The sequence below is a fragment of the Rheinheimera sp. NSM genome (genome assembly GCF_052380015.1).
Classification (GTDB): Bacteria; Pseudomonadota; Gammaproteobacteria; order Enterobacterales; family Alteromonadaceae; genus Alishewanella.
Window position 1 is genome coordinate 82,778 of sequence record NZ_JBQTCI010000008.1, and the last position, 20,668, is coordinate 103,445.

17 protein-coding genes are annotated in these 20,668 nt (G+C 52.3%); 7 read left to right on the forward strand and 10 right to left on the reverse strand.

Features of this window, described 5'->3' with window-relative positions:
- Nucleotides 1-121: 121 nt before the first annotated feature.
- The 5 genes from ACTZWV_RS18190 to ACTZWV_RS18210 all read right to left on the reverse strand — a co-directional run bounded on the left by ACTZWV_RS18190 (nucleotide 122) and on the right by ACTZWV_RS18210 (nucleotide 4,366).
- Nucleotides 122-988 (reverse strand): D-amino acid aminotransferase, encoded by an 867-nt coding sequence (locus ACTZWV_RS18190; protein ID WP_444787908.1) that lies wholly within the window; start codon nucleotides 986-988, stop codon nucleotides 122-124.
- A gap of 137 nt (nucleotides 989-1,125) precedes the next feature.
- Nucleotides 1,126-1,971: a DUF4392 domain-containing protein gene (locus ACTZWV_RS18195; protein ID WP_444787909.1), complete on the reverse strand. Its 846-nt coding sequence runs from the start codon at nucleotides 1,969-1,971 to the stop codon at nucleotides 1,126-1,128.
- Nucleotides 1,972-2,913: a biotin-dependent carboxyltransferase family protein gene (locus ACTZWV_RS18200; RefSeq protein ID WP_444787910.1), complete on the reverse strand. Its 942-nt coding sequence runs from the start codon at nucleotides 2,911-2,913 to the stop codon at nucleotides 1,972-1,974.
- On the reverse strand, nucleotides 2,910-3,632 hold the full coding sequence (pxpB, locus tag ACTZWV_RS18205) for a 5-oxoprolinase subunit PxpB (protein WP_444787911.1): 723 nt from the start codon (nucleotides 3,630-3,632) through the stop codon (nucleotides 2,910-2,912). The genes ACTZWV_RS18200 and pxpB overlap by 4 nt, the downstream gene beginning before the upstream one ends.
- 8 nt (nucleotides 3,633-3,640) lie before the next feature.
- The gene (locus ACTZWV_RS18210; protein WP_444787912.1) at nucleotides 3,641-4,366 is read right to left on the reverse strand and encodes a 5-oxoprolinase subunit PxpA; all 726 of its coding nucleotides are present in this window, start codon (nucleotides 4,364-4,366) and stop codon (nucleotides 3,641-3,643) included.
- Between the two features lie 294 nt (nucleotides 4,367-4,660).
- Between ACTZWV_RS18210 and ACTZWV_RS18215 the strand changes: the two genes are divergently transcribed.
- Nucleotides 4,661-6,517: a beta-propeller domain-containing protein gene (locus ACTZWV_RS18215; RefSeq protein WP_444787913.1), complete on the forward strand. Its 1,857-nt coding sequence runs from the start codon at nucleotides 4,661-4,663 to the stop codon at nucleotides 6,515-6,517.
- A 66-nt stretch (nucleotides 6,518-6,583) separates the two neighbouring features.
- Here the strand turns inward: ACTZWV_RS18215 and zapE are convergent, their stop codons facing one another.
- Entirely contained in the window at nucleotides 6,584-7,675 is a 1,092-nt protein-coding gene (gene zapE / locus ACTZWV_RS18220; protein WP_444787914.1) for a cell division protein ZapE, read from the reverse strand.
- 189 nt (nucleotides 7,676-7,864) lie between these two features.
- Here zapE and ACTZWV_RS18225 point away from each other — a divergent pair, with 189 nt between their 5' ends.
- Nucleotides 7,865-8,284, forward strand: a complete 420-nt coding sequence (locus tag ACTZWV_RS18225; protein ID WP_444787915.1) for a GFA family protein — start codon at nucleotides 7,865-7,867, stop codon at nucleotides 8,282-8,284.
- 24 nt (nucleotides 8,285-8,308) lie between these two features.
- Here ACTZWV_RS18225 and ACTZWV_RS18230 read toward each other — a convergent pair whose 3' ends face one another.
- The gene (locus ACTZWV_RS18230; RefSeq protein ID WP_444787916.1) at nucleotides 8,309-9,214 is read right to left on the reverse strand and encodes a LysR family transcriptional regulator; all 906 of its coding nucleotides are present in this window, start codon (nucleotides 9,212-9,214) and stop codon (nucleotides 8,309-8,311) included.
- Nucleotides 9,215-9,354: 140 nt separating this feature from the next.
- On the opposite strand from ACTZWV_RS18230, the gene chrA reads away from it, so the two are divergent.
- Nucleotides 9,355-10,713, forward strand: a complete 1,359-nt coding sequence (gene chrA, locus ACTZWV_RS18235) for a chromate efflux transporter (RefSeq protein ID WP_444787917.1) — start codon at nucleotides 9,355-9,357, stop codon at nucleotides 10,711-10,713.
- Nucleotides 10,714-10,814: 101 nt separating this feature from the next.
- Here the strand turns inward: chrA and ACTZWV_RS18240 are convergent, their stop codons facing one another.
- Nucleotides 10,815-12,212 (reverse strand): alpha/beta fold hydrolase, encoded by a 1,398-nt coding sequence (locus tag ACTZWV_RS18240; RefSeq protein ID WP_444787918.1) that lies wholly within the window; start codon nucleotides 12,210-12,212, stop codon nucleotides 10,815-10,817.
- A gap of 79 nt (nucleotides 12,213-12,291) precedes the next feature.
- Nucleotides 12,292-13,695, reverse strand: a complete 1,404-nt coding sequence (locus ACTZWV_RS18245) for an alpha/beta fold hydrolase (protein WP_444787919.1) — start codon at nucleotides 13,693-13,695, stop codon at nucleotides 12,292-12,294.
- 357 nt (nucleotides 13,696-14,052) lie between these two features.
- Between ACTZWV_RS18245 and ACTZWV_RS18250 the strand changes: the two genes are divergently transcribed.
- The 4 genes from ACTZWV_RS18250 to ACTZWV_RS18265 all read left to right on the forward strand — a co-directional run bounded on the left by ACTZWV_RS18250 (nucleotide 14,053) and on the right by ACTZWV_RS18265 (nucleotide 19,862).
- Complete coding sequence (locus ACTZWV_RS18250) at nucleotides 14,053-14,898, forward strand: HDOD domain-containing protein (RefSeq protein ID WP_444787920.1); 846 nt, start codon at nucleotides 14,053-14,055, stop codon at nucleotides 14,896-14,898.
- A gap of 177 nt (nucleotides 14,899-15,075) precedes the next feature.
- Nucleotides 15,076-17,016, forward strand: coding sequence for a hypothetical protein (locus ACTZWV_RS18255; protein WP_444787921.1), 1,941 nt, complete (start codon nucleotides 15,076-15,078; stop codon nucleotides 17,014-17,016).
- A gap of 36 nt (nucleotides 17,017-17,052) precedes the next feature.
- Nucleotides 17,053-18,837, forward strand: a complete 1,785-nt coding sequence (locus ACTZWV_RS18260; protein WP_444787922.1) for a HEAT repeat domain-containing protein — start codon at nucleotides 17,053-17,055, stop codon at nucleotides 18,835-18,837.
- The gene (locus ACTZWV_RS18265) at nucleotides 18,834-19,862 is read left to right on the forward strand and encodes a hypothetical protein (RefSeq protein WP_444787923.1); all 1,029 of its coding nucleotides are present in this window, start codon (nucleotides 18,834-18,836) and stop codon (nucleotides 19,860-19,862) included. Before ACTZWV_RS18260 ends, ACTZWV_RS18265 begins: the two co-directional genes overlap by 4 nt.
- Before the next feature lie 10 nt (nucleotides 19,863-19,872).
- Here ACTZWV_RS18265 and ACTZWV_RS18270 read toward each other — a convergent pair whose 3' ends face one another.
- The gene (locus tag ACTZWV_RS18270) at nucleotides 19,873-20,658 is read right to left on the reverse strand and encodes a putative hydro-lyase (RefSeq protein ID WP_444787924.1); all 786 of its coding nucleotides are present in this window, start codon (nucleotides 20,656-20,658) and stop codon (nucleotides 19,873-19,875) included.
- Nucleotides 20,659-20,668: the final 10 nt, after the last annotated feature.

Consider the following 20,668-nt stretch of genomic DNA (forward strand, 5'->3'; position numbering starts at 1 on the left):
ATGAGGTTGCTAAAAGATATATAAATAATGCAATTTTGTAAATTAATTATTTGTGGAAATGACGTGAAAAGCAGCAGGAAGATGGCGCTGCCGTTGATGGCAGCGCCGGAAAAACAATAGCTTAATAGTCGAATTTATGTGCGCTGAACAACTGTTGCACGGCCAGCCAGACGTCACCCACTTCGCCGTTGCCAACCGGCTTGTCGTTAACATAGAGCACCGGGGCAATTTCTTTGCTGGAGCTGGTGAGCCAAATTTCATCGGCGGCCAGTACTTCGGCTTCACTGATATCGCGCTCTTGCACTTTAATGCTGCTGTGTTTGGCTAAAATGGCCAGCAGCAGTTGCCGCGTTATACCGGGTAGCAGCTTATGGCTTAGTTGTGGTGTGGCAATAACGCCGTCTTTCACAATAAATACGTTAACCGCCGCGCCTTCGGTGAGGTTACCGTCTTTATCAAACAGCAGGATCTCCTGCGCGCCCTGGCTGTAGCTTTGCTGGTAATGCAGCACATTGCCCAGCAGTGAGGTGGATTTAATATGGCAGCGCTGCCAGCGTAAATCCTGGCCGGTAACCACGGCATAAGTAGTAACTTTGGCTTTATCGGCCAGCGGCTCGGGCGGGATGGCAAAGGCAAAGCCAAATACAGTAGGCGTGATGTTGGCCGGAAAGGCATGGCCGCGCTTGGTATCGGTGCCGCGGCTGACCTGAAAATACACACCGAGGTTATCACCCAGCTCCGCTTTATTATCCTGCAGCAGCTTATCGGCAATCTGCCGCCAGTCGGTCTGGCTTAGCTTAGGGTCAATTGACAGCTGCGCCAGGCCGCTGTGCATACGATCGATATGCGGGCCAAAACCAACAAAGCGGCCACCATAGCTTGGGATCACCTCGTAGATACCGTCGCCAAATAAAAAGCCACGGTCCATCGGCGATATTTTCGCTTCACCGGCTGGTACAAAGGCGCCGTTTAAATATACTGTTGTCATTGCGGTTCTCGCTGTTAACGCTGTTCGTTGGTGTGCAATCGAACCGGTTTACCCACACCGACACGCCGTAAATACGTCCCTGTAGGCTCGATTCCGGCATCCATGCCGTCAACGGTCGGTTTAGGGTAAACCGATTCTCATTTAGTCAGTAATTCAAGATCTCTAATCAGCTGTTCGCCTTCAGTATGCGCCAGGCCATCTTCGGTCAGGGTATTGAGCCGGGTTACGCCATCTACGCTGCCTTTGGCCGACAAATACTGCAAAATGTTAAGCGGCTCAGCACCTGCCAGCAGGTTTTCGCCGCGCAATACCGACACCATCGCAGCCAAACCCCAGGCCGCCCAGTTCGATACATCGGCGACAATCAACTCATCGCATTCGGTAACCGCCGGAGTAATATTCAGTGCACTAACCTGCTGGTACAGATTACCCATACCTATTTCATTGCCACCATCGCCAATGCCGATGGTGGGGCAGGCCGCTTGCGTTAAAAAGTAGTCAAAGCTGGCGCAGCGCGAACTGATATCTTCGCCGCGCATATTGGCGTAGCGCATATCGGCGTTGAAACCCGGCCGCTCAATTGAAATCACCAATTGTGGCTTAAGTTCAGCCAGGGCCGCACTGGCAATAGCCGGCAGGGCGTCATACTGGTTTACGCTGATTTGATAGCACCGGTAGTCGGCTTTAAGCGCACTGTACAGCGGATCGCCACAGACGATAATGGGCTTAGCGCCAAGTTGCTGCAGCAACTGATAGAGGCCAATAGCCCCCACCGGGCCGTCGGTTTCAAAGGTATCCAGCACCGGAAAGCCGGTGCCGATTAACACCGTGCCACGGCACTGGTTTATCAACCTGGCTGCGCGCAGGATATACCCTGCCCGTAAATGCGGTTTTAAAATTGCCATGCCGCGCAGGTTTTGCCGCACTAATAACTGTTCTATCTGCTGGCTGAGGGCCAGATAATTGCGATGCTGTGCAGTCATTTACAGGCTCACCAGTTGGCTGCTTAGCGCAGCAGTACGTACTTTAGCTAAGCACAATGCATTGTGTGCCTGCTCGGGGCTTATTGGCGTAAAATACACGTCGGTGCCGGCACCGGCTTGGGCCAGCAAGGCACAGTCGAGTGACAGCACTGAACCGATTTTCGGGTAGCCGCCCAGCGTTTGCCGGTCGTTCAACAATACTATCGGCTGGCCGTCGGGGGGAATTTGCACTGCACCATAGCAGATGCCTTCGGATAGCAGCTGTGTTTGTTGACAGCTTATCGCGCTACCGGCCAGTTTATAGCCCATGCGATCGGCCTGCGGTGTTACTTTGTAGCTGCTCAGGTAAAAACGCCGGCGCTCTGTACTGAGAAAGCTGGCTGCCTGATAACCCTCTACCAGCCGCAGTGTCAGGGTGCGGTTAAATTGCGGCCGGTAAGGCGCCGGCAATTGCAGCCTTGGCAGCTGGTTTACCGCTGTAGCGGCTAAACTGTCGCCTGGCTGTAATTTATTGCCGTTTAAGCCACCAATGCCCTCGCGCAGTACTGTGGCAGTGCTGCCAAACTGCGGTCTGACAGCAAAACCACCTGCCACCGCGATATAGGCGCGCAAGCCTTTGCTTACCATACCCAGTTCGACCACGTCGCCGGCCTGCACTTTGTGCGCTGTCCAAAGCTCAGCAGCTTTGCCGTTAATGCTTAGCGGCAAGGTGGCACCGGTAACGGCAATATAGCTGTTGCTGTTGGCTTGCAGTTGCAGGCCGCCGACACTGCATTCAATCAAGCTGGCATTGTGGCTGTTACCCAACAAGCGGTTGGCCCAGCCAGCAGAAGCTGCATCCATAGGGCCGCCGCTGGTTAAGCCCAGAGCGCTCTGACCAAAGCGGCCGCTGTCCTGCAATAAACTCAGTACACCCGGGGCGATAATGCTAAAACCGCTCATGACTTTTTCCCCGAACACTCAAGCTCTGGCAGTTCACCACCTAAACGGATAAATTCTGCCTTATCTATGGCAACAAAACGCACTTCATCGCCCACCGCTACCGGCATCGCCGGTTCGGCGGCGGGGTTAAACATCCGCGTTGGGCACAGGCCAATCAGATTCCAGCCGCCGGGCGATGCTGCCGGGTATACCGCCGTTTGCCGGTCAGCTATGGCGACAGCGCCACGCGGCACTTTGGCGCGCGGCGTGGCTAAACGTGGCATTTGCAGCAGTGGGTCTGTTTCGCCCAAATAAGCAAAACCCGGGGCAAAGCCAATGGCATATACGCGGTAGCTTACGGCCTGATGGCGCTTAATTACTTCGTCTATGCTGATATTTTTTGTTTCGGCGATCAGGGCTAAATCCGGGCCGCTTTGTTCACTGTAATACACCGGCAGTTCTACCAACTTGCCGCTGTGGTTGTTGCCGCTTTGTAATTGTTGCAGGCAGTGTTGTAACTGCGCCTGCACGCGGTACAGATCGGTACTCAGTGGGTTAAACAGAATAAGCACCGAGGCATAAGAGGGCAGCAGGTCAATAACATCGTCGGCCAGCTCAGCGCGGATCAGTACACAGGCGTGTTGCACTATTGCTGAAATGGTCGGGTCGATGCGCTGGTCAAAATACAGCATCAGCGCGTTTTCACCGGCGATTGTCAGTTGGTATTGCGGCTGACTCATGCCCATACTCATTTTAACAGGGCCCTGATCTGCTGCACCTGCGTAATAGCGGCCTGGTTATCACCATGTACGCACAGCGTATCGGCGCTAAGTGCCAGTTGTTTGCCGGAGGCGGTAGTAACGCAGCCTTGTTTAACCAGTTGGGTTACTTGTGCCAGCATCTCAGCGCTGTGCAACACGGCGCCACTCTGGCTGCGCGGTGTTAAGGTGCCCTCATCGGTGTAACGCCGGTCGGCAAAGGCTTCAAATAACAACTCAACGCCCTGCGCTTTGGCGTGCACAGCAAAGTCCTGCTGGCGGGCGGTGGCTAAAATCATCAGTTTTAGTGGCTTATAGAACCCCGCCACCGCATCGAGCACGGCACCGAACACAGCCGGTTTATTCATCATATCGTTGTACAGTGCGCCATGCGGTTTGACATAGCTCAGTGACAGGCCGGCACTTAATGCCATACCATCCAGGGCGGCGATTTGATAACGCATACAGTTGACAATTTCGCTATGCGACAGCGCCATACTGCGCCGGCCAAAGCCCTGTAAGTCGGGGTAAGACGGGTGGGCGCCAACGACAACACCATGCTGTTTTGCCAGTGCTAAGGTGCGCGCCATCACATCGGCATCGCCGGCATGAAAGCCGCAAGCAATATTGGCCATATCTATATGCGGCATAACATCAACATCCAGCCCCATCTGCCAGCTGCCAAAGCTTTCGCCTAAATCACAGTTCAGTTTCATCTTGCCCCCAGCCTGACAAATAATTTATTCATGTTGCTTGCTTGTTTAGTAATAGTCTAGTCGGATGCGACCAAATGCTGTACTGAAAAGTTGTCATAACATATCAAGCTGAGCAGGAGGTAAACAGCGTTTCAAGTTTTTAAAACGCTATGTTTTAGCACGCTTAACTTACCGGACACGTCGCTATGTGGCGGCAATAACATCTTTACACAGTTAATCGCAAATTAAGACAGAGCTTGATTCACCTTTTAGTTACATTGATGTGTAAATTTAATACTAAAAGGGAAGACAACAATGAGAGCAGTAAGCTTAATTGCCGTCAGTGTGTTGCTGGCGGCCTGTGGTGGCAGTTCAGATAATAATGAAAGCCAGCTGTGGCAGGTATCTGCAGCGGCTACCAGTACGGCGACGTTAACTCAGGTAAGCGGCCAGCAACTGGAGCGCTATTTAAAATACGGTTTATATGCCAGGGCTGATATGCGCCATCTTGACGGCGCTACACCGGTACCGGCCGACCCCGGCAGCTCGGGCACCAATTTAGTAACACAAGGGGTTGACGAGGCCGACCGCGTGAAATTCGCCAACCAGACGTTGTATGTCAGTGGTATCGATGCAGACACTGATACGCCCTATGTTAAACGTTGGCAACGCAACGCTGATAGCAGCCTGACGGCACTGGAGCCTGTTACGCTGGCGCCACAGGTACGCCAGGTACTGGGATTATATGCCACTGACGAGCAGCTGGCCGTGCTGGGTGACGACCGCTACGGCAATGTCGGTATTGCTTTATCGCCACCGGAGTGGGGGGCTGCCAATGGCAATATCAGCGTGCAGTTGTTTGAACAAGGTAACAGCGTGTATCAGTTGCAGTTTGATGGCGATCTGATTGACAGCCGCCGCACTACCGATGCCTTGTGGCTGGTATCGCGTTATCAGCCGCAGGTAGCCGGCTATCAGAGCTTTGCCGACACTGTTGCCGCTAACGAGAGCAATATGCTGGTGCTGGACAATGCGCAACTGACCGACTTGCTGCCAAAGCGCCGGTTAAATGGCAGCATTCCCGAGCCGTTAATTGCGTCGCAGCAATGTTATCTGCCGTCCGATGCACAAAGTAATGAAGGTAGCGACCGCATGGTAGTGCTGACCCGTATCGCAACTGCTGCACCTTATCAGACTGAAAGCAGTTGTATTTTGGCATCAGTAGCTGATTTATATATGTCAGCTGAGCATCTGTATTTACATGGCAGCGTTAATTACGAAAGCCATTCACGCACCGTGCTGCACAAATTCAGCCTGGATGATTCTGCAGTGGGTTATCAGGCGACAGGCGCCGTTGATGGTTATATCGGTGGCAGCCAACGTGCCTTTATGCTGTATGAGCAACAACAATACCTGATGTTACTTACGTCAGATCGGGCTGACGCAGACCTGCTACATCGCTTTTGGGTACTGGAACAGGATGGCGCTGAGCTGAAAACGGTAGCGCAGTTACCCAATGCACAGCAGCCGGATCAGGTTATCGGCAAACCGGGTGAAGATATTTATGCTGTGCGCTTTACCGACGACCGTGCCTATGTGGTGACCTTTGAGCGCACAGATCCGCTGTATACCCTGGATATCAGCAATCCGCTGCAACCTGCAGTTATCGGTGAGCTGGAGATTCCCGGTTACTCAGCCTATTTACACAGCATCAGTGATAATTTGCTCTGGGGCTTAGGCCAGCAAATAGACACCAATGAACAGGGCGGCCCGCTGTGGAATAGCGTAGGTGCGAAAATTGCTTTGTTTGATGTTGGCGCTAATGACGCCGTGGTGCAGGATGAGCTGGTGTTTGCTGAGCAATATTCGCCGCTGGAGTATCAGCACCACAGTTTGGCCATTGTGCAGCAGGGCGATGTTACCCGGCTGGCCTTGCCGCTTAGCCGCTACTCTGCAGAGCATGGCGAACAGCTGAGCTTATTAACGCTGGAAGTCACCAACAACGGCACGATGCAAAAAACCGGCGAGTTAACGCCGGAATATAATGGTTACTTTGGTAGTTGGGGCGCCCGTTCGGTATTGGTCAATGATGATATTTACTTTGTATTGGGCGATACGGTGTATCACAGTCAATGGCCGCAACCAGAGCAACTGGTGGCAGAGTATCGTTAAACCCGGGCGTTAGAAGTGCCGGCCGCTGTTGCGGCCGGTTTGCTATCGGCCAGCGGATAACGCCTGTCAGGCAGTGCTGCGGCCTAATACTCTGGTTTGCATTTCATGCAGCCGCGAGCTGCAGCGGGCGAAGGCAAATGCCAGTTGTTTGGCCCGGTACAATGCGTTAACCGGCACGTCGGCGCTGAGCAGTAGTAAGGTACCTCTGTCGTAGCATTCATCGACCAGGGCGATAAAACGGCGCGCTTCATTGTCCAATTTGCTGACGTGATAGTCTTTGTGTTCACGCTGATAACTGTCTTCAATACCGTGCACTATCGGCTTGTCGGCCAGGTAACTGAATTGCGGCACGCCGTGTACGGCAATGGCGGCGTATTGGTCACACAGTGCCATATAGTCCAGTTGGCTGCGCGGCCCGGCGCACAGGGCGTCAAAGTGAAAACCAATCAACCGGCGGTTATGCCACAGCGCCGGTATAGTGCGGTTTAGCAAGTTAATGGCCGGTAAGGGTGTTAATTCGCCGCTTAGCTGTTCAGCCTTTTGCTGTAAGGTTGCCAGACTGGCACCCTGCAGATAATACGGCCAGCTTTGCTGCTGTCGCAGGCGGTAATCTTCGCCGCTGTCCAGGGTTACTACCTCGCAATATTGGCGCAGCAGGGCGATAGTGGGTAAAAAGCGCTGCCGTTGCAGGCCGTTCGCATAAAGCTGCTCCGGCAGGGCATTAGAGGTGGTCACCAATACCACCCCGGCGGCAAACAGGTGGCGCCACAGCGTGCCGAGCAACATGGCATCACCGATATCGTTGACAAAAAACTCGTCGAAACACATGACACGGTAACGTGCTGCCCACCGGGCGGCAATATGCTGCAGTGGCTCGGGCCGGCCGCTAAGCTGGTGCAACTCACGGTGAATACGCGCCATAAAATGATGAAAGTGCAGGCGGATTTTCTGCGGTGTTTGCAGCTGTTGGTAAAACAGATCCATCAGCAGGGTTTTACCACGGCCCACCGGGCCCTGAATGTATAAGCCACGCAGCGGCTGCTGCCCGGCACTTAACTGCTGTGCCAGCAGGGCCAGGCGTTGCAGCAGTTGATACTGGTTCTCGTCGTAGCTTAGTGCCGCAGTGGCAACCTGCTGTTGGTAGTGGGTAAGTGGCATTACCGCCTCTGTTTACCGGTTAGCCGGACGGATAGGGTGCGCAATTATTGCGCTAAGGTCCAGTACCGGGGGCGAATAAAGTATAGCGTGGGCGAACAAAGTGGAGCTGTGCTACAGTTTTCAGCATTAACTGTAAAACGTTAACCTTATAGTATTAATCAGTCAGCATCAGCTAAACAGGAGAGTAACATGTCAGTTCAACGTAACGGCCGTTGTCTGTGCGGCAAAGTGGGGATCAGTGTGGCGGCAGCGGCAGATAAAGTAGGCGCCTGTCATTGTGACATGTGCCGGCGTTGGGGCGGCGGCCCGCTGCTGGCGATCGACTGCGGTAGCGACGTTAAGTTTAGCGGCGAGCAGCATGTGCGCGCTTTTCGCTCGTCAGATTGGGCATCGCGTGGCTTTTGTGCCGAATGCGGCACGCATTTATTTTATCGCTTAAGCCAAAACGGCCAGTATATTATGCCGGTAGGTTTATTTGATAACGCTGACGATGTGGTGTTCGACCATCAGGTGTGTATCGACAGCAAGCCGGCGTACTACAGCTTTGCCGAATACACCCATAATATGACCTGCGATGAAATGTTTGCTGCCTTTGCCCCGCCGCAATAGCGGCCGGCAGCCATAAGCGTGCGCTTAATCCGCTGCAGATAAGGCTGCGCCGCTGTTTTTGGCCAGCGCAAGAAAGGTTTGAATATGCTTATTCAGCCTTTCCTGCTTACGGTAACCAACATAAATATGTTTATGGATACCGCTGTTGCCTAAGCGAATAACTGCAATCGGCAGGCTTTTGGCGTACTCCAGCGCCAGCCATTTCGGCATCGCAGCCACACCGCGGTTAGCCGCTACCATTTGCAGGATAATATCGGTGGCTTCCAGCGTTTTATGGTGTTTGGGCATGCATTGCGCCGGCAGTAAGAACTGCTGAAAAATATCCAGCCGCGCTGTTTCTACCGGGTAGGTTAGCAGTACCTGGTCGCTTAGTTGTGCCGGCTTTATCTGGTTTAAGCCACTCAGTTTATTGTGTTGGCTTACCACCAGCACCAGCTCGTACGGAAACACCGGTTCAAACACTATGCGCTCTTTGTTGATTGGGTCCGGGGTGATCAGTAAATCTATATCGTAGTTAAACAGCGCCGCCATGCCACCAAACTGAAAACGCTGTTTTACATCGATATCTACCCCGGGCGATTGCGCCAAAAACGGCTGTACCACTTTGAGTAGCCACTGATAACAAGGGTGGCATTCCATGCCCACGCCCAGGCTGCCTTTTTCGTTATCGGCAAACTGGCGCAACGTATCGTCTATGCGCTCAAACTGTGGCAACAGGCGGTTGGCTTGTTCCAGCAGGTAAGTGCCGGCTTCAGTCAGCCGGATTTGCCGGCCGTCTTTTAACCACAGGCTGGTGCCGGCCTGTTGCTCCAGTTTTTTAATGCTGTGGCTCAGTGCCGACTGCGTCAGGTTCAGGCTGCTTGCGGCCGCCGTTAACGAGCCCTGGCGGTCAATTTCACGCAAAATGCTCAGGTGAATTTTTTCAATCATGCCGTTACCTATGCCGCCATTCTATGAGTAATTTTCATTTATACATGAAAATATACCATTTTTAATCATGTGTACGGTATATCACTGTCACACTTTGCTGCCATACTGTGCTGCAATATTACCTCAAGGATCGTACTTTTATGTCTGAGCCTGTCGCTTCTGCCCGGCAAGCTGCTGCAGCGGTTAGCCTGTACAGTGCTTTTTTATATTGGCTTAAACTGGGTTTTATCAGTTTTGGCGGCCCGGCGGGGCAACTGGGTATGATGCACCAGGAGCTGGTAGAAAAACGGCGCTGGATTTCTGAAGCGCGCTTTTTACATGCGCTGAATTACTGCATGCTGTTACCGGGGCCGGAGGCGCAACAACTGGCTACCTATATTGGCTGGCTATTGCACGGTGCTAAAGGTGCCCTAATCGCCGGTTTATTATTTATTCTGCCGTCGTTTTTTATACTCAGCTTGTTGGCCTGGCTGTATCTGGCGCATGGCGATGTACCGCTGGTACAAGGGGTATTGTATGGCGTAAAGCCGGCGGTTACGGCAATAGTGCTGTTTGCCGCCTGGCGTATCGGTACAAAAACCTTGCACACTACCGCCCTTAAACTGCTGGCGCTGGCGGCGTTGCTTGCCATTGCACTGTTTAAGTTGCCGTTTCCGTATATTGTTATTGCTGCGGCGCTTATTGGCCTGCTGTTGATGCGCTGGTGGCCGGCGCAGCTTAAGGTGGCTCCAACGTCACATGCCAGCGTTAAAGCCGGTGCCATGGCAGACGCTGCGGTAATAAACGACAATACGGTATTACCAAACTGGCAGTTATTCAGCTGGCGCAGGTTTGTGTTGGGTATCGCTCTGGGGCTGGGAATCTGGGCTGTTTCGCTCGGTGTGTTAGTAGTGTTGTATGGCTGGCATAGCCCGCAAGTGCAACTGGGCTGGTTTTTTACCAAGGCAGCACTGCTAACCTTTGGCGGCGCTTATGCGGTATTACCCTATGTGTATCAGGGCGCAGTAGAGCATTACAGCTGGCTTAGTGCACTGCAAATGATCGACGCGCTGGCGCTGGGCGAAAGCACCCCGGGGCCGCTGATTATGGTGGTAGCCTTTGTCGGCTTTATTGCCGGTTGGAGTGAGCAACTGTTCGGGCCAAACATGCTGCCACTGGCTGGCCTGCTGGCAGCTGCCATTGTCACCTTTTTTACGTTCTTGCCGTCATTCCTGTTTATTTTAGTCGGTGCGCCGCTGGTAGAAAGCAGCCGTAAACAAGCAGCCTTTACCGCCCCGCTGACCGCCATTACGGCGGCGGTCGTGGGGGTCATTGTTAATCTGGCGCTGTTTTTTGGCTACCATGTGCTGCTGCCACAAGGGCTGGGCGGCAGTATCGACTGGCTTGCCTTACTGTTGGGTATCGCCGCCGGCATCGCGTTATTTCGCTACAACCAGGGCATAATGCGGGTGCTGGCGGGCTGTGCTGTGGCGGGGGTGCTAATTCAGCTGCTGCTGTAGTTTTTGCGTCACAGCACCGGCACTTTGCTGTTTGGCTACATCGGTTACCAACATATGGCCGGGCAGTGGGTTGTGCAAAAATCCACTTTGGCATTTTATCCTTACGGATGACGGGCCATAAAGTCGCGTATGGCATCAACGAAGGCTTTCGACGCCGGTTCGCGGCCCAGCAGTAAATGGCCGTTGCTTTCCAGGCCGACAAATTCGGCATTGGGAATAGCCGCGGCAATACTGCGACCTACGTTTATTGGTATGCGCTGGTCGCCCATGGCATGAATCACTAAAGTAGGCACCTTTACTTGCGCCAGACGGTGGCGTACGTCGATATCGGCAAACACCGACAAAAATCTTACTGCGTTTTCTGCAGAGGTGGTTAAGCGCTGAAAATCATTAAACCAGTTAAACTCAGCTTCGTTGGCATCCGGCATAAAGGTAGAGGAAAATATCTGCCGGTATGCCGGATTATCTGTACCCCAGCCTACGGCTGTCAGCGTCATTACCGCTTCGCGCTCTTTGGTTAAGTCTTCCGTGGCACCAATACGCCAGCCGGCGGCGTAACCACCAAACAAAATAAGCTGCGACACTTTTTCCGGATAACGGATAGCGTATTCGATAGATACCGCAGCACCTTGTGATATACCCAGCAGCGCAAATTTATCCAGCTTGTTAGCGTCTACCACGGTTTCCAGATCGGTTACAAAGGCGTCAAATGAAATATCCGCCACGTCCCAGTCCGATAACCCATTGCCGCGCTCATCGTAGCGGACAAAGTGATGATCTGCTGCCAAATCCCGAAACAGCGGGCTCCAGATTGGCGCATCCCAATCATGCTCTAAATGACTAAGCCAATTAGCCGCTTTAACAATGGTAGGGCCCTTACCTAACGAAGCATAAGCAATACGGACACCATCATGCGCGGTACAAAACTGCACTTTTTGTCGCGCGAGCAATTCCCGGCTGGCGGGTGGCTCTAGGTTATGCCAGTTATCCGTGCTGACCAGCATGGCATACGAGGCTAAACGGGCTTGCAACTTGGCGGTGAGTTGCTGTAGCTCATTACGCTCTGCCGTTAACCAATCTTGAAACAGGCTCTGATCGGGTAAATCCAGCCCCTGTAAAAAAGGCTGCTGGCTTTGTTGTAGCAGGCCTTCCAGTTCTGCAATGGATAAATCGTTGCGCTGGCTGTCGGCTTTTAGCTGATGCAGGTCAATGCTGATGTCGCTGCTGATCAGAGATACCCGCTCGCGGTCTGCCTGCAGCCGTTCTGCAGCGGTGTCATTTACCAGCGGCCGGATCTTACTTAACGACCAGCGCAATGCGCCCTTAGGGTCATCCGGAATTTCCCAGAATACTTCACATAACCTGTCGCGGCGGTGTGGCCTGGCGGTAAATGCCAGATAGGCTAACAGGGCGCGGCTGCGTTTCGAGGCCGGCATGGGTATTACAGTGCCATCACGGCGTAACTCCAGTTTACCCAGCATGTTAATCGCAATAGTCATTTACACCCTCCCTGATTATCCGCTTGTTATTTTATCTGCCCCGGTCTTAGCAGCAAGCATCTTTACATAGCAGCAGTGTTTAGTGGCGGCAGATAAAATCGTGCACTATATCAACAAATTGCTCTGCTGATGGCTCACGCTCCAGCAATAAATGTGATGTACTGTTCAGGCCGATAAATTCAGCACCGGGAATAGTTGCAGCAATTTCACGACCGGATTGCGCCGGCACTGCTTCATCCCCCAGTGAATGAATAACCAGCGTAGGTACCTTTACCTGCGCCAGTTGGGCGCGTACATCCCAATCAGCAAAGGCCGACATTAACGCCGCCGCATTTTTGGCGTTGGCGGCCAGCAGCAAATATTCGTTAAACCAGTCTAACTCTTGCTGGCTGGCGCTTGGCACAAAGGTCATGGAGAAAAATTGCCGGAACGCCATATTCTCCTGCTCCCAACCTGTTTCGGCCAACGCAATGATGGCTTCAATTTTGTCCCGTAGCTGAGAATCGCCGTCAGAGCGCCAGCCGGCAGCATAGCCGTTAAACAAAATTAAATGTGATACCCGCTCCGGGTGGCGCACCGCATAATCTATGGATAGTGCAGTGCCATTTGATATGCCGAGTAACGCGAACTTACTCAGGTTATTGACCTCGACAACGGTTGCCAAATCTTGCCGCAAATCATCCACGCATACACCGGATATATTGTGTTCTGACATACCACTGCCGCGGTCATCATAGCGGATCAGCTGATAGTTAGCGGCGAGCCGGTGAAAAATGCGCCCCCATAGCGGCGCATGCCAGTCGTATTGCAGATGGTTTAACAATGCAGGAGGTTTTAGCAACGGCAATCCCCGGCCTGTTGATACATAGGCAATTTTTACGCCGTCGTCGCCGGCACAATAACGGATATCTGCTTGATATTGCTGTTGTAACGCCTGCCGTGGCCTGGCAGGCAAGGGATCCGTTTTTGCTGTGTCAGTTACACTACGCTTCGCCGTAGCTGCAATTTGGCTCAGCACCTTGCTACGTAGCTGTATCAGCTGTTGTCGCTGCGCAATTAACCAATGTTGAAAGTCCGGGTGGTTATGCAAATCCAGCCCGTCCAGCAGCGGCATGGCCAACTGCTCTGCCAATGCCGCCAGTTCGCCGGCAGTGTGCTGTTGTTGTGCGGCACGGGTACAGAGGTTAACCACATCAATATCAAGGCCTGTTGTATTGATGCTGACATGGTCTTTGTCGGTCACCAGATGTTCGGTATGGTTGTTCAGCACGGCTCTGAGTTTACTTAACGACCAGCGCAAGGCGCCGCGTGCATCCTTAGTATCAGACCAAAACAGGTTACATAAATAGTCGCGTCGTTGTGCGCGGTTACTCAACAACAGATAAACCAGCAAAGCGCGGGTTAATTTTGACGAGGGTAGCCGGATAAGCTGGTTATTATGCCAAACCTGCAGTTCCCCCAGCATTTTTATTGAAATTTGCACAACACTTCACCTGAAAGTTTTAACTGAATATTGCTTAATCTTATGATGTCTATACTGGTCGAACCCGTGTTTTTCAGGTTGTTGTGAAATGCTGCTCTTATTTGTCGGCAGTTTTTTATATTAGGTTTCTATAAAATACTTATGCATTTATGCGGCATAATTATTTTGTTTCCATTTTGATGTGCAAATTGTGCAACGGGAATGCTTTAAAATCAACAACTCAAATTGAAACTGCATTAACAACTGAAAAATACCAGGCAAAAACACGCTAAATACCACGCTTTTTCACACGCTGTTATCCACGCTATGGCTTTACTTTTGTGCCGATTTTAATGTCACCACGGGAGATTCAATTTAATGCAAGCCTTGCAATGTGCACAAAATGTTGCAAACCTTTTCGTTTTGCCGGAAGGCTATTTACGTGCCAAACAGCTGATGGATTCAGACACGGCCAGCCCGGATGAAGTGGCAGAAGTGATTTTGTTAGATCCGGTGCTGACGTCAAAGCTGTTAAAACTGGCCAACAGTGCGATTTATAATCTGCCGTATCAGGTTGAAAGTGTCAGCAAGGTCCTGTTAGGACTAGGTAAAACCCGGGTATATAACCTGCTGCTCAGCATTGGTATCGCGTCTGCCTGCAGCAAGGTAGATACCTCCGCCATTGATCTGGATCGGTTCTGGGAGCAAAGCGTCAATGCTGCTTTAATAGCACGGTTTTTGGCGCAAAGCTGTGGCTTAAAATCGTCAGACCGGTTTTATGTTGCGGGCTTGCTGCATAACATCGGCGAGATGGTGGTATTACACAACAACGCCCGGCAAGCAAATCAGTGCCAAAATTACACTACCGAAGAGCTGCCGTGGCAATTGCAGCAACGTGTGTTGGGGTTTACCTATGCCCAATGCGGCGCTGAACTGTTGCGTTTATGGCAACTGCCAGACAGCATTATAGAGGCGGTAGCACTGCAACATAGTCACAATTTTAATCAGAAAAACAAAGCACAGTTAGTTCTGCATTTGACCGCGCAACTGGCTCTGGCAAATCAGCATCCGGAAATGTATTCCGGCAGGCAACTGATCGATCCAATCATTTTAAAGTTGCTGGGATTGAGCCAGCCTGACATTATCCGTGCTATCGATTTCTGCAACACCGAAGGCTTACTTATTCTGTCCGTTTTAAATCCACGTATCTGTCCTGACTATTAATGTTCTGTTTCGCCGGCAGTCATGTGCCGGCCCGCTGAGTAAGCCGGTACAACTGGTAATACCTCAGCATTACCACGCCCTAAATGTGCAAATTCCACGCTTATTACCACGCTGGCTACCACGGTAGCCGGCGATGCTGTCGGCTGTTTTAATTTTTTGTTAGAGAAGGACTTTGTAATGTTAACCATAAAAACACCTCTGTTGGCGTTGATAGTGCTGACAACCTTAACCGCTTGCGGTGGCAGTGACTCAGCAGTTGAACCGCCGGTGGCCGTTGATTTTGATATCGAAATGTCTGATTTTTCAATGGATTTTGATACCAACCAAGCCTTTGCGCTTAATCACCGCATCCCGGTGTCATTTACCATTCGCGGCACCGACGCCAGCATAACGGAAATAACCAATATTCCGGTCAGTTTTAGTTTTGTCGAGAAAAACCCGGCCAATCCGGCGGCGCCGATAGTGTGTAGCTCTAATGCTATTGATGTCGAGTTACCGGCAAACGGTGAGGCAGTAGTGGTAGAGAACGAGTTTATCTGGCCTGTAAGCGAATGCCAACTGCTGGCCGAAGCCGGACGTGAAGTAGAGCTGCAAGTTGGTTTTTTCCGTGATGAAGAAGAGCTTAAAGGTAACGTAACGGCTAACTTACCAACCCTGACATTGCGCGAAGGCGGCACAGATGTAGAGTACGAACTAAGCACTGAATCCTCTGTAGCCTTGCTGGCTATCACCGAAGAGGGCGAATCACCAACACCGGTGTTGTCGGTGCAATCCGGTTTTGTGTTCAACGGCGCAGATCCTTATTTTTCCAAAATTGATGCGTCTGAAATTCCGGCAGATTTAGAAGTGGTTGACGCTGAAACCGGCCTGAGCATCCAACAAGAGCTAACCTATGGCATGACCGAAGCGCAATTAAATCAATTAGGTAAATTGCCGGCGTCGGTTACGCTGACTTATGTGTTAATTCCTGAAAGTGCACCGGGTATCATCTTGCCGTTGATGATCGGCGAAGAAGACGGTAACACGGTAGCATCATTCAGTTTTAATGAAATTCAACCGGGCATTGCCGATGAGGTTAACCATGACCTGTATCTGCAAGGCGCGGATCTGGCTGCGGTACAAGACGGCGCCCTGGCAAATGAAACGCACTTTATTTTGCGTGGCTGTGTGGTAACCAGTTTCTCTCAGAATGGTAACGACGGCGACCAAACAAACGACTGTAAAGACGTCGACATTAACCTGGAGCGCGAGAGTGCAAACGCCGTTACCGCGGCAAGTAATACCTCATTTAAAAAGAACCAAAAGCGTAAACCGGGTAACTCCCGCATTGCCATTGAATCTGAAATGGATGTCGACAACACGTTAAGCCGCAATGGTATTTTAAGCCGTGCCAGCGGAGAAGTTGCACTACGCGGTAAGATTGGTAAAAGCTTTGATTTGACAATTGCTGAAGCCATCGCTGAAGCCATAGTGACCAAAGATCAGTCATCTTACTTTCACCAAATTAAAGCCTTCAACAAAGTGGTGGCCGGCGATACCAAAGAAAGCAAAGAACACCTGAAACTGAAAAATGAATTTAAGCAGGATAAAAGCCAGGAAGTGGCCAGCGTAGGCTTTGGCTTTGGCCCGGTGCGGCTGGGTTTTAAAATCAGTGCCGGTGGCCGCGTGGGTATTGACGTTGATGATGACATGGATCTGCTGATTGACCTGGCTGAGTGTCAGCTGTTGCTGGTATCTGCAGAAGTAGTTAACACTTGCGGTTACCTTACCCGTACCGTGGCGCCAAACTTCAGTTTTACCGGCCGTATCTTTGGTGGTCTGGATTTACGCATCGTTAAAGCCGGTGTTGATGCCAACTTACGCTTTCTGGAGAACAAGTTTCCATTAACAGGGGTGTTAAGTTTTGGCCTGACCGACGATGACCGTATTTTAGTGCGCGGTGATGTGACGCTGGACCACACTCTGCAGACCATCAGTGGCAAAGTTAAGCTGGTTGGTACCATTAAAGTGTTCCGTTTCCGCCGCAGCAAATCCGTTACGCTGGTCAGTTTCTCGTCTAAACCTGTTACGCAAAACCTGTTAACACGCAGTACCGGAGGCACGCTGGAATTACTGTAGTACCGGCGCGGGCGTTGAACAGAAGAGGCATTGAATATGACAGGTTTGAAGATTAAAACAATATCGTTATTCGCCGCAGCTGCCGCTGTTGTTGTGGTGGTAGTAGCGTTCAACCCGTGGCGGGGCTCCGGCTCTGCGCAGGCAGATCTTGCCGCAGGTGCTGAGCAGGCGGCAAGTTGCCGCCTGATTCCCGGCCAGACTGCGGCGTTCCGCTTTAGCTCAACGGTTACCGCAGAGGGGCAAAGTGATACCTTTGAGGGTGTGATGAGCTGGCAGGTTGAAGCGCTTAACGCCAGTGTTGCGCGGGTGCGGGCAAGTTTCAGCAAGGTGAGCCTCAGCCAGGATATGACGTTACCCGCAGAGCGGGCGGCATCGCCGCAAGGCTTGCCGTTTTTTCTGCAAGTGGACAGCAACTGCGGCATTAGCGGTACTGCCTTTGCACCGCAATGGCAGCCGAAAAGCCGTTTGTTGGTTGCCACCCAACTGGATAATTTCACCTTTGTGCTGCCGCAAGCCGGGGCAACGCAATGGCAGAGTGCTGCGTTAGACGGGCTGGGCGATTATACCGCGCGCTTTAGTGTGCTTAGCCAGGCACCGCTGCAAATTCAGCGGCACAAAACTGATCATCTGATACGCGGTGCCGCCGATAGTTTTGGTATTAAGATCGCGGTGCATAAATCGCAAGCCACTGCCATGTTTAACCCGTTACAACCGTTGTGGTGGCAAGCTATCCGTGGTGAAGAAATTGTTAGCTTACAGGTTGCCGGCCAGCCGGAAGTGATGATGCAGCAACGTTTTTCATTGCAGCGCGATGACCAACTGTTTGCTGCTGTACCGCAAGCAGACCGGGCGTTAGCTGAAAAATCCACCCCTTATGATTTGGCACCGGAATTTGACGAGCTTATAACACAGCAGCAAAGTTACACTGAAGCTTATACTGCCTTTGTCAGTGCGATCACAGAGAAGCCGCCGCGTTATTTCGATGCGGCGCTTGAAATGGCCGCCTGGTTGAAAAAACACCCTGAAGACGTTGACTTGTTAGTGGCAGAGCTGCGCGGGCAAATGGTTGATGATGCCAGGCCGACAGCGTTTTTAGCGCTGCAGTTATCTGGCCTGAACAACGCCCGCGAAGCGCTGTCAGACATGGTGTTTGACGCTACGATGAGCCAGGGAGACCAATCCAGAGCGGCTTCCGCCCTGGCTGATCTTGGCACGCCCCGGCAGGACGTCGCCGAGCTGCTGCTTGCGCGCGCGGCGATCAAAGATATTGCCGGTAATGCCAGCTTGTTGGGCGCCGGCAGTATGGTTGACCGCTCAGATGACCCGGCCTTACGCCAGTACATTATGCAGTCGCTGCAACAGCAGCTCGCCGACACTGCCGACCAAAGTGAGCGGCTGATCTTAATTGACAGCATGGGCAATACCGGCGACGCCGCCTTTGTCGATGTATTAAGCCAGGAGCTTAGCGCGCAGTCGGTAGCAACCCGTCGCCGGGCTGCGGATGCCATATCGCGTTTACCGGCAGAGCAAGCGCGGCCTGCATTACTGGACGCGCTGGTGCTGGAAAGCGATCCGCAGGTGAGCACGGCCTTGATCGATGCATTAAAACATGCCGGTGCTACCTCACCGGAACTGGTGGAGGTGCTGGAAAAGCGCATCAGCTCGTCAGATGCCAATCAACGTGCCGCTACTATTGATTTATTGGGGGCGCAACAAACTGAAAGGGCCCAACAACTGCTGATTGCGCAATATAAACGCGAAACCGATGCGCGGATTAAAATGCAGATTGGCCGCTATGTGCCGGCAAAGGCATTAAGGTGAAAACGTCGTCAGCCTTTTTCTGTGCAGTTATTGCAGCCGCTCTTGCCGGCTGCAATAGCGAACACAGCGATGAGCAACCGCTTTGGACGCCGCTGGCATCGGTCACTGTAGATAGCGGCTCGGGTACTACTGCTGCGGTGGAAGTACCGCTGCATAACTTGCGCCGTGCTCTTCGGGTTAGCGCACAGCCGCAAGGCTGTTTGCAGGTGTCCTCTGCTATCAGTGTCAGCGGCGGCCAGCTGGTTGCCAACCCCGCAGTCTCTGACGCTAATACCTGGCGCACCACTAAGCTGTATCAGGCCGGTTTGTTGGTGTTAGAGGGCGTAGCCTCAGAGTTGACTCATATTAGTTTTGCCGCTGTGGCGTGCGATGCTTCTGTTAGCGGTATGCAGCCAACCAGCGTCAGGGTGGAATCCCGCTTATCCGAACTACCCACTAACCCGGGGCTTAAACTACGGCTGTTGTTAAGCCAGACAATAAGCGCTGAGTTGGATACAGAATTATTGGCGCAATTGATCGGTTTTGAATTGCAGCTGGATATCGCCATTACGGATGTGGCAGTTATCGCCGATACCGATCTGGTTATGCAGCATCAGGCGGATTTCTCACCGTTAGCCGCTATATTGGCATCGCAGCCGGCCAAAGCGGAAGACATTATTGATGTGGTTATCGGGCCCTGCCTGCTGCAGCAAACACCGTTTGGCCGGCAACAGTTAGCAGGCTTTACGCCGCGAATTCCCGGTGGCGCAGGGCCTGCCGACGGCGTTTTTGTTGCCCGTACCAATTGTGGCTTTGCCGCTGCATCAGCTGGCAGCGTTAACGAATTAGCGCGCCTGGCTGCCCATGAAATCGGCCATTATCTCGGGTTGGCGCATCCGGAAGAAGCGGATGGCAGCGAAGATGACTTAGCCAGCACCAACAGCCATAATTTAATGCACCGCGTTCCGTTAGCCGCCACGGCCAGCGGGCTTACGTTTGAGCAACGCGAACGAATACTGGCGCATCCTTTTGTTACAGAGCTGTAGTTCGCTTAAGTTACAACACCGACAATTTACTGTTAGTTAAGTCAGTTACCAACATATGGCCCGGGCTGTGGGTAATACAAAAATCCACGCCGGCATTGGCTATCGCCACTTGGGGCGTAACACCGCAAGCCCAGAATACCGGCACTTCGCCCGGCTTTATCGTTACCGCATCACCAAAATCCGGCTTGCTAATATCATTAATGCCAATAGCGGCCGGGTCGCCAAAATGTACCGGTGCGCCGTGTACCTGTGGAAAGCGCGAGCAAATTTGGATTGCGCGGATTGCATCAGCCGGCTTCATTGGCCGCATACTGACTACCATACCGCCATGAAATACGCCGGCTGGGGTGCAAGCGATATTGGTGCGGTACATTGGTACGTTTACTTTTTCTGTGATATTGCGAATTTCCAGGCCATCGGCCAGCAAGGATTCTTCAAACGAGAACGAGCAGCCGATTAAAAAGGTGACTAGATCGTCGCGCCAGTATTCACGCACATCGGTTACTTCATCTGTGAGCCGGCCGTTGCGAAAAATGCGGTATTTAGGCAAATCGCTGCGGATATCCAGGTCTTTCGCCAATGCTGGCATATCAATGGCGCCTGGTGTTGCTGCCATACCCAGCAACGGGCAGGGCTTGGGGTTAAAGTGGCAAAACTGCAGAAAATCCGCCGCGTACTGCTTGGGTAATATCGCCATATTGGCCTGGACAAAACCCGGCGCAAACCCCGAGGTATTGCCGCTAAAGGTACCACTGCGACACTGCTGGCGTAACTGGTAAGGCGTAAGCACTGACATAAACCACTCC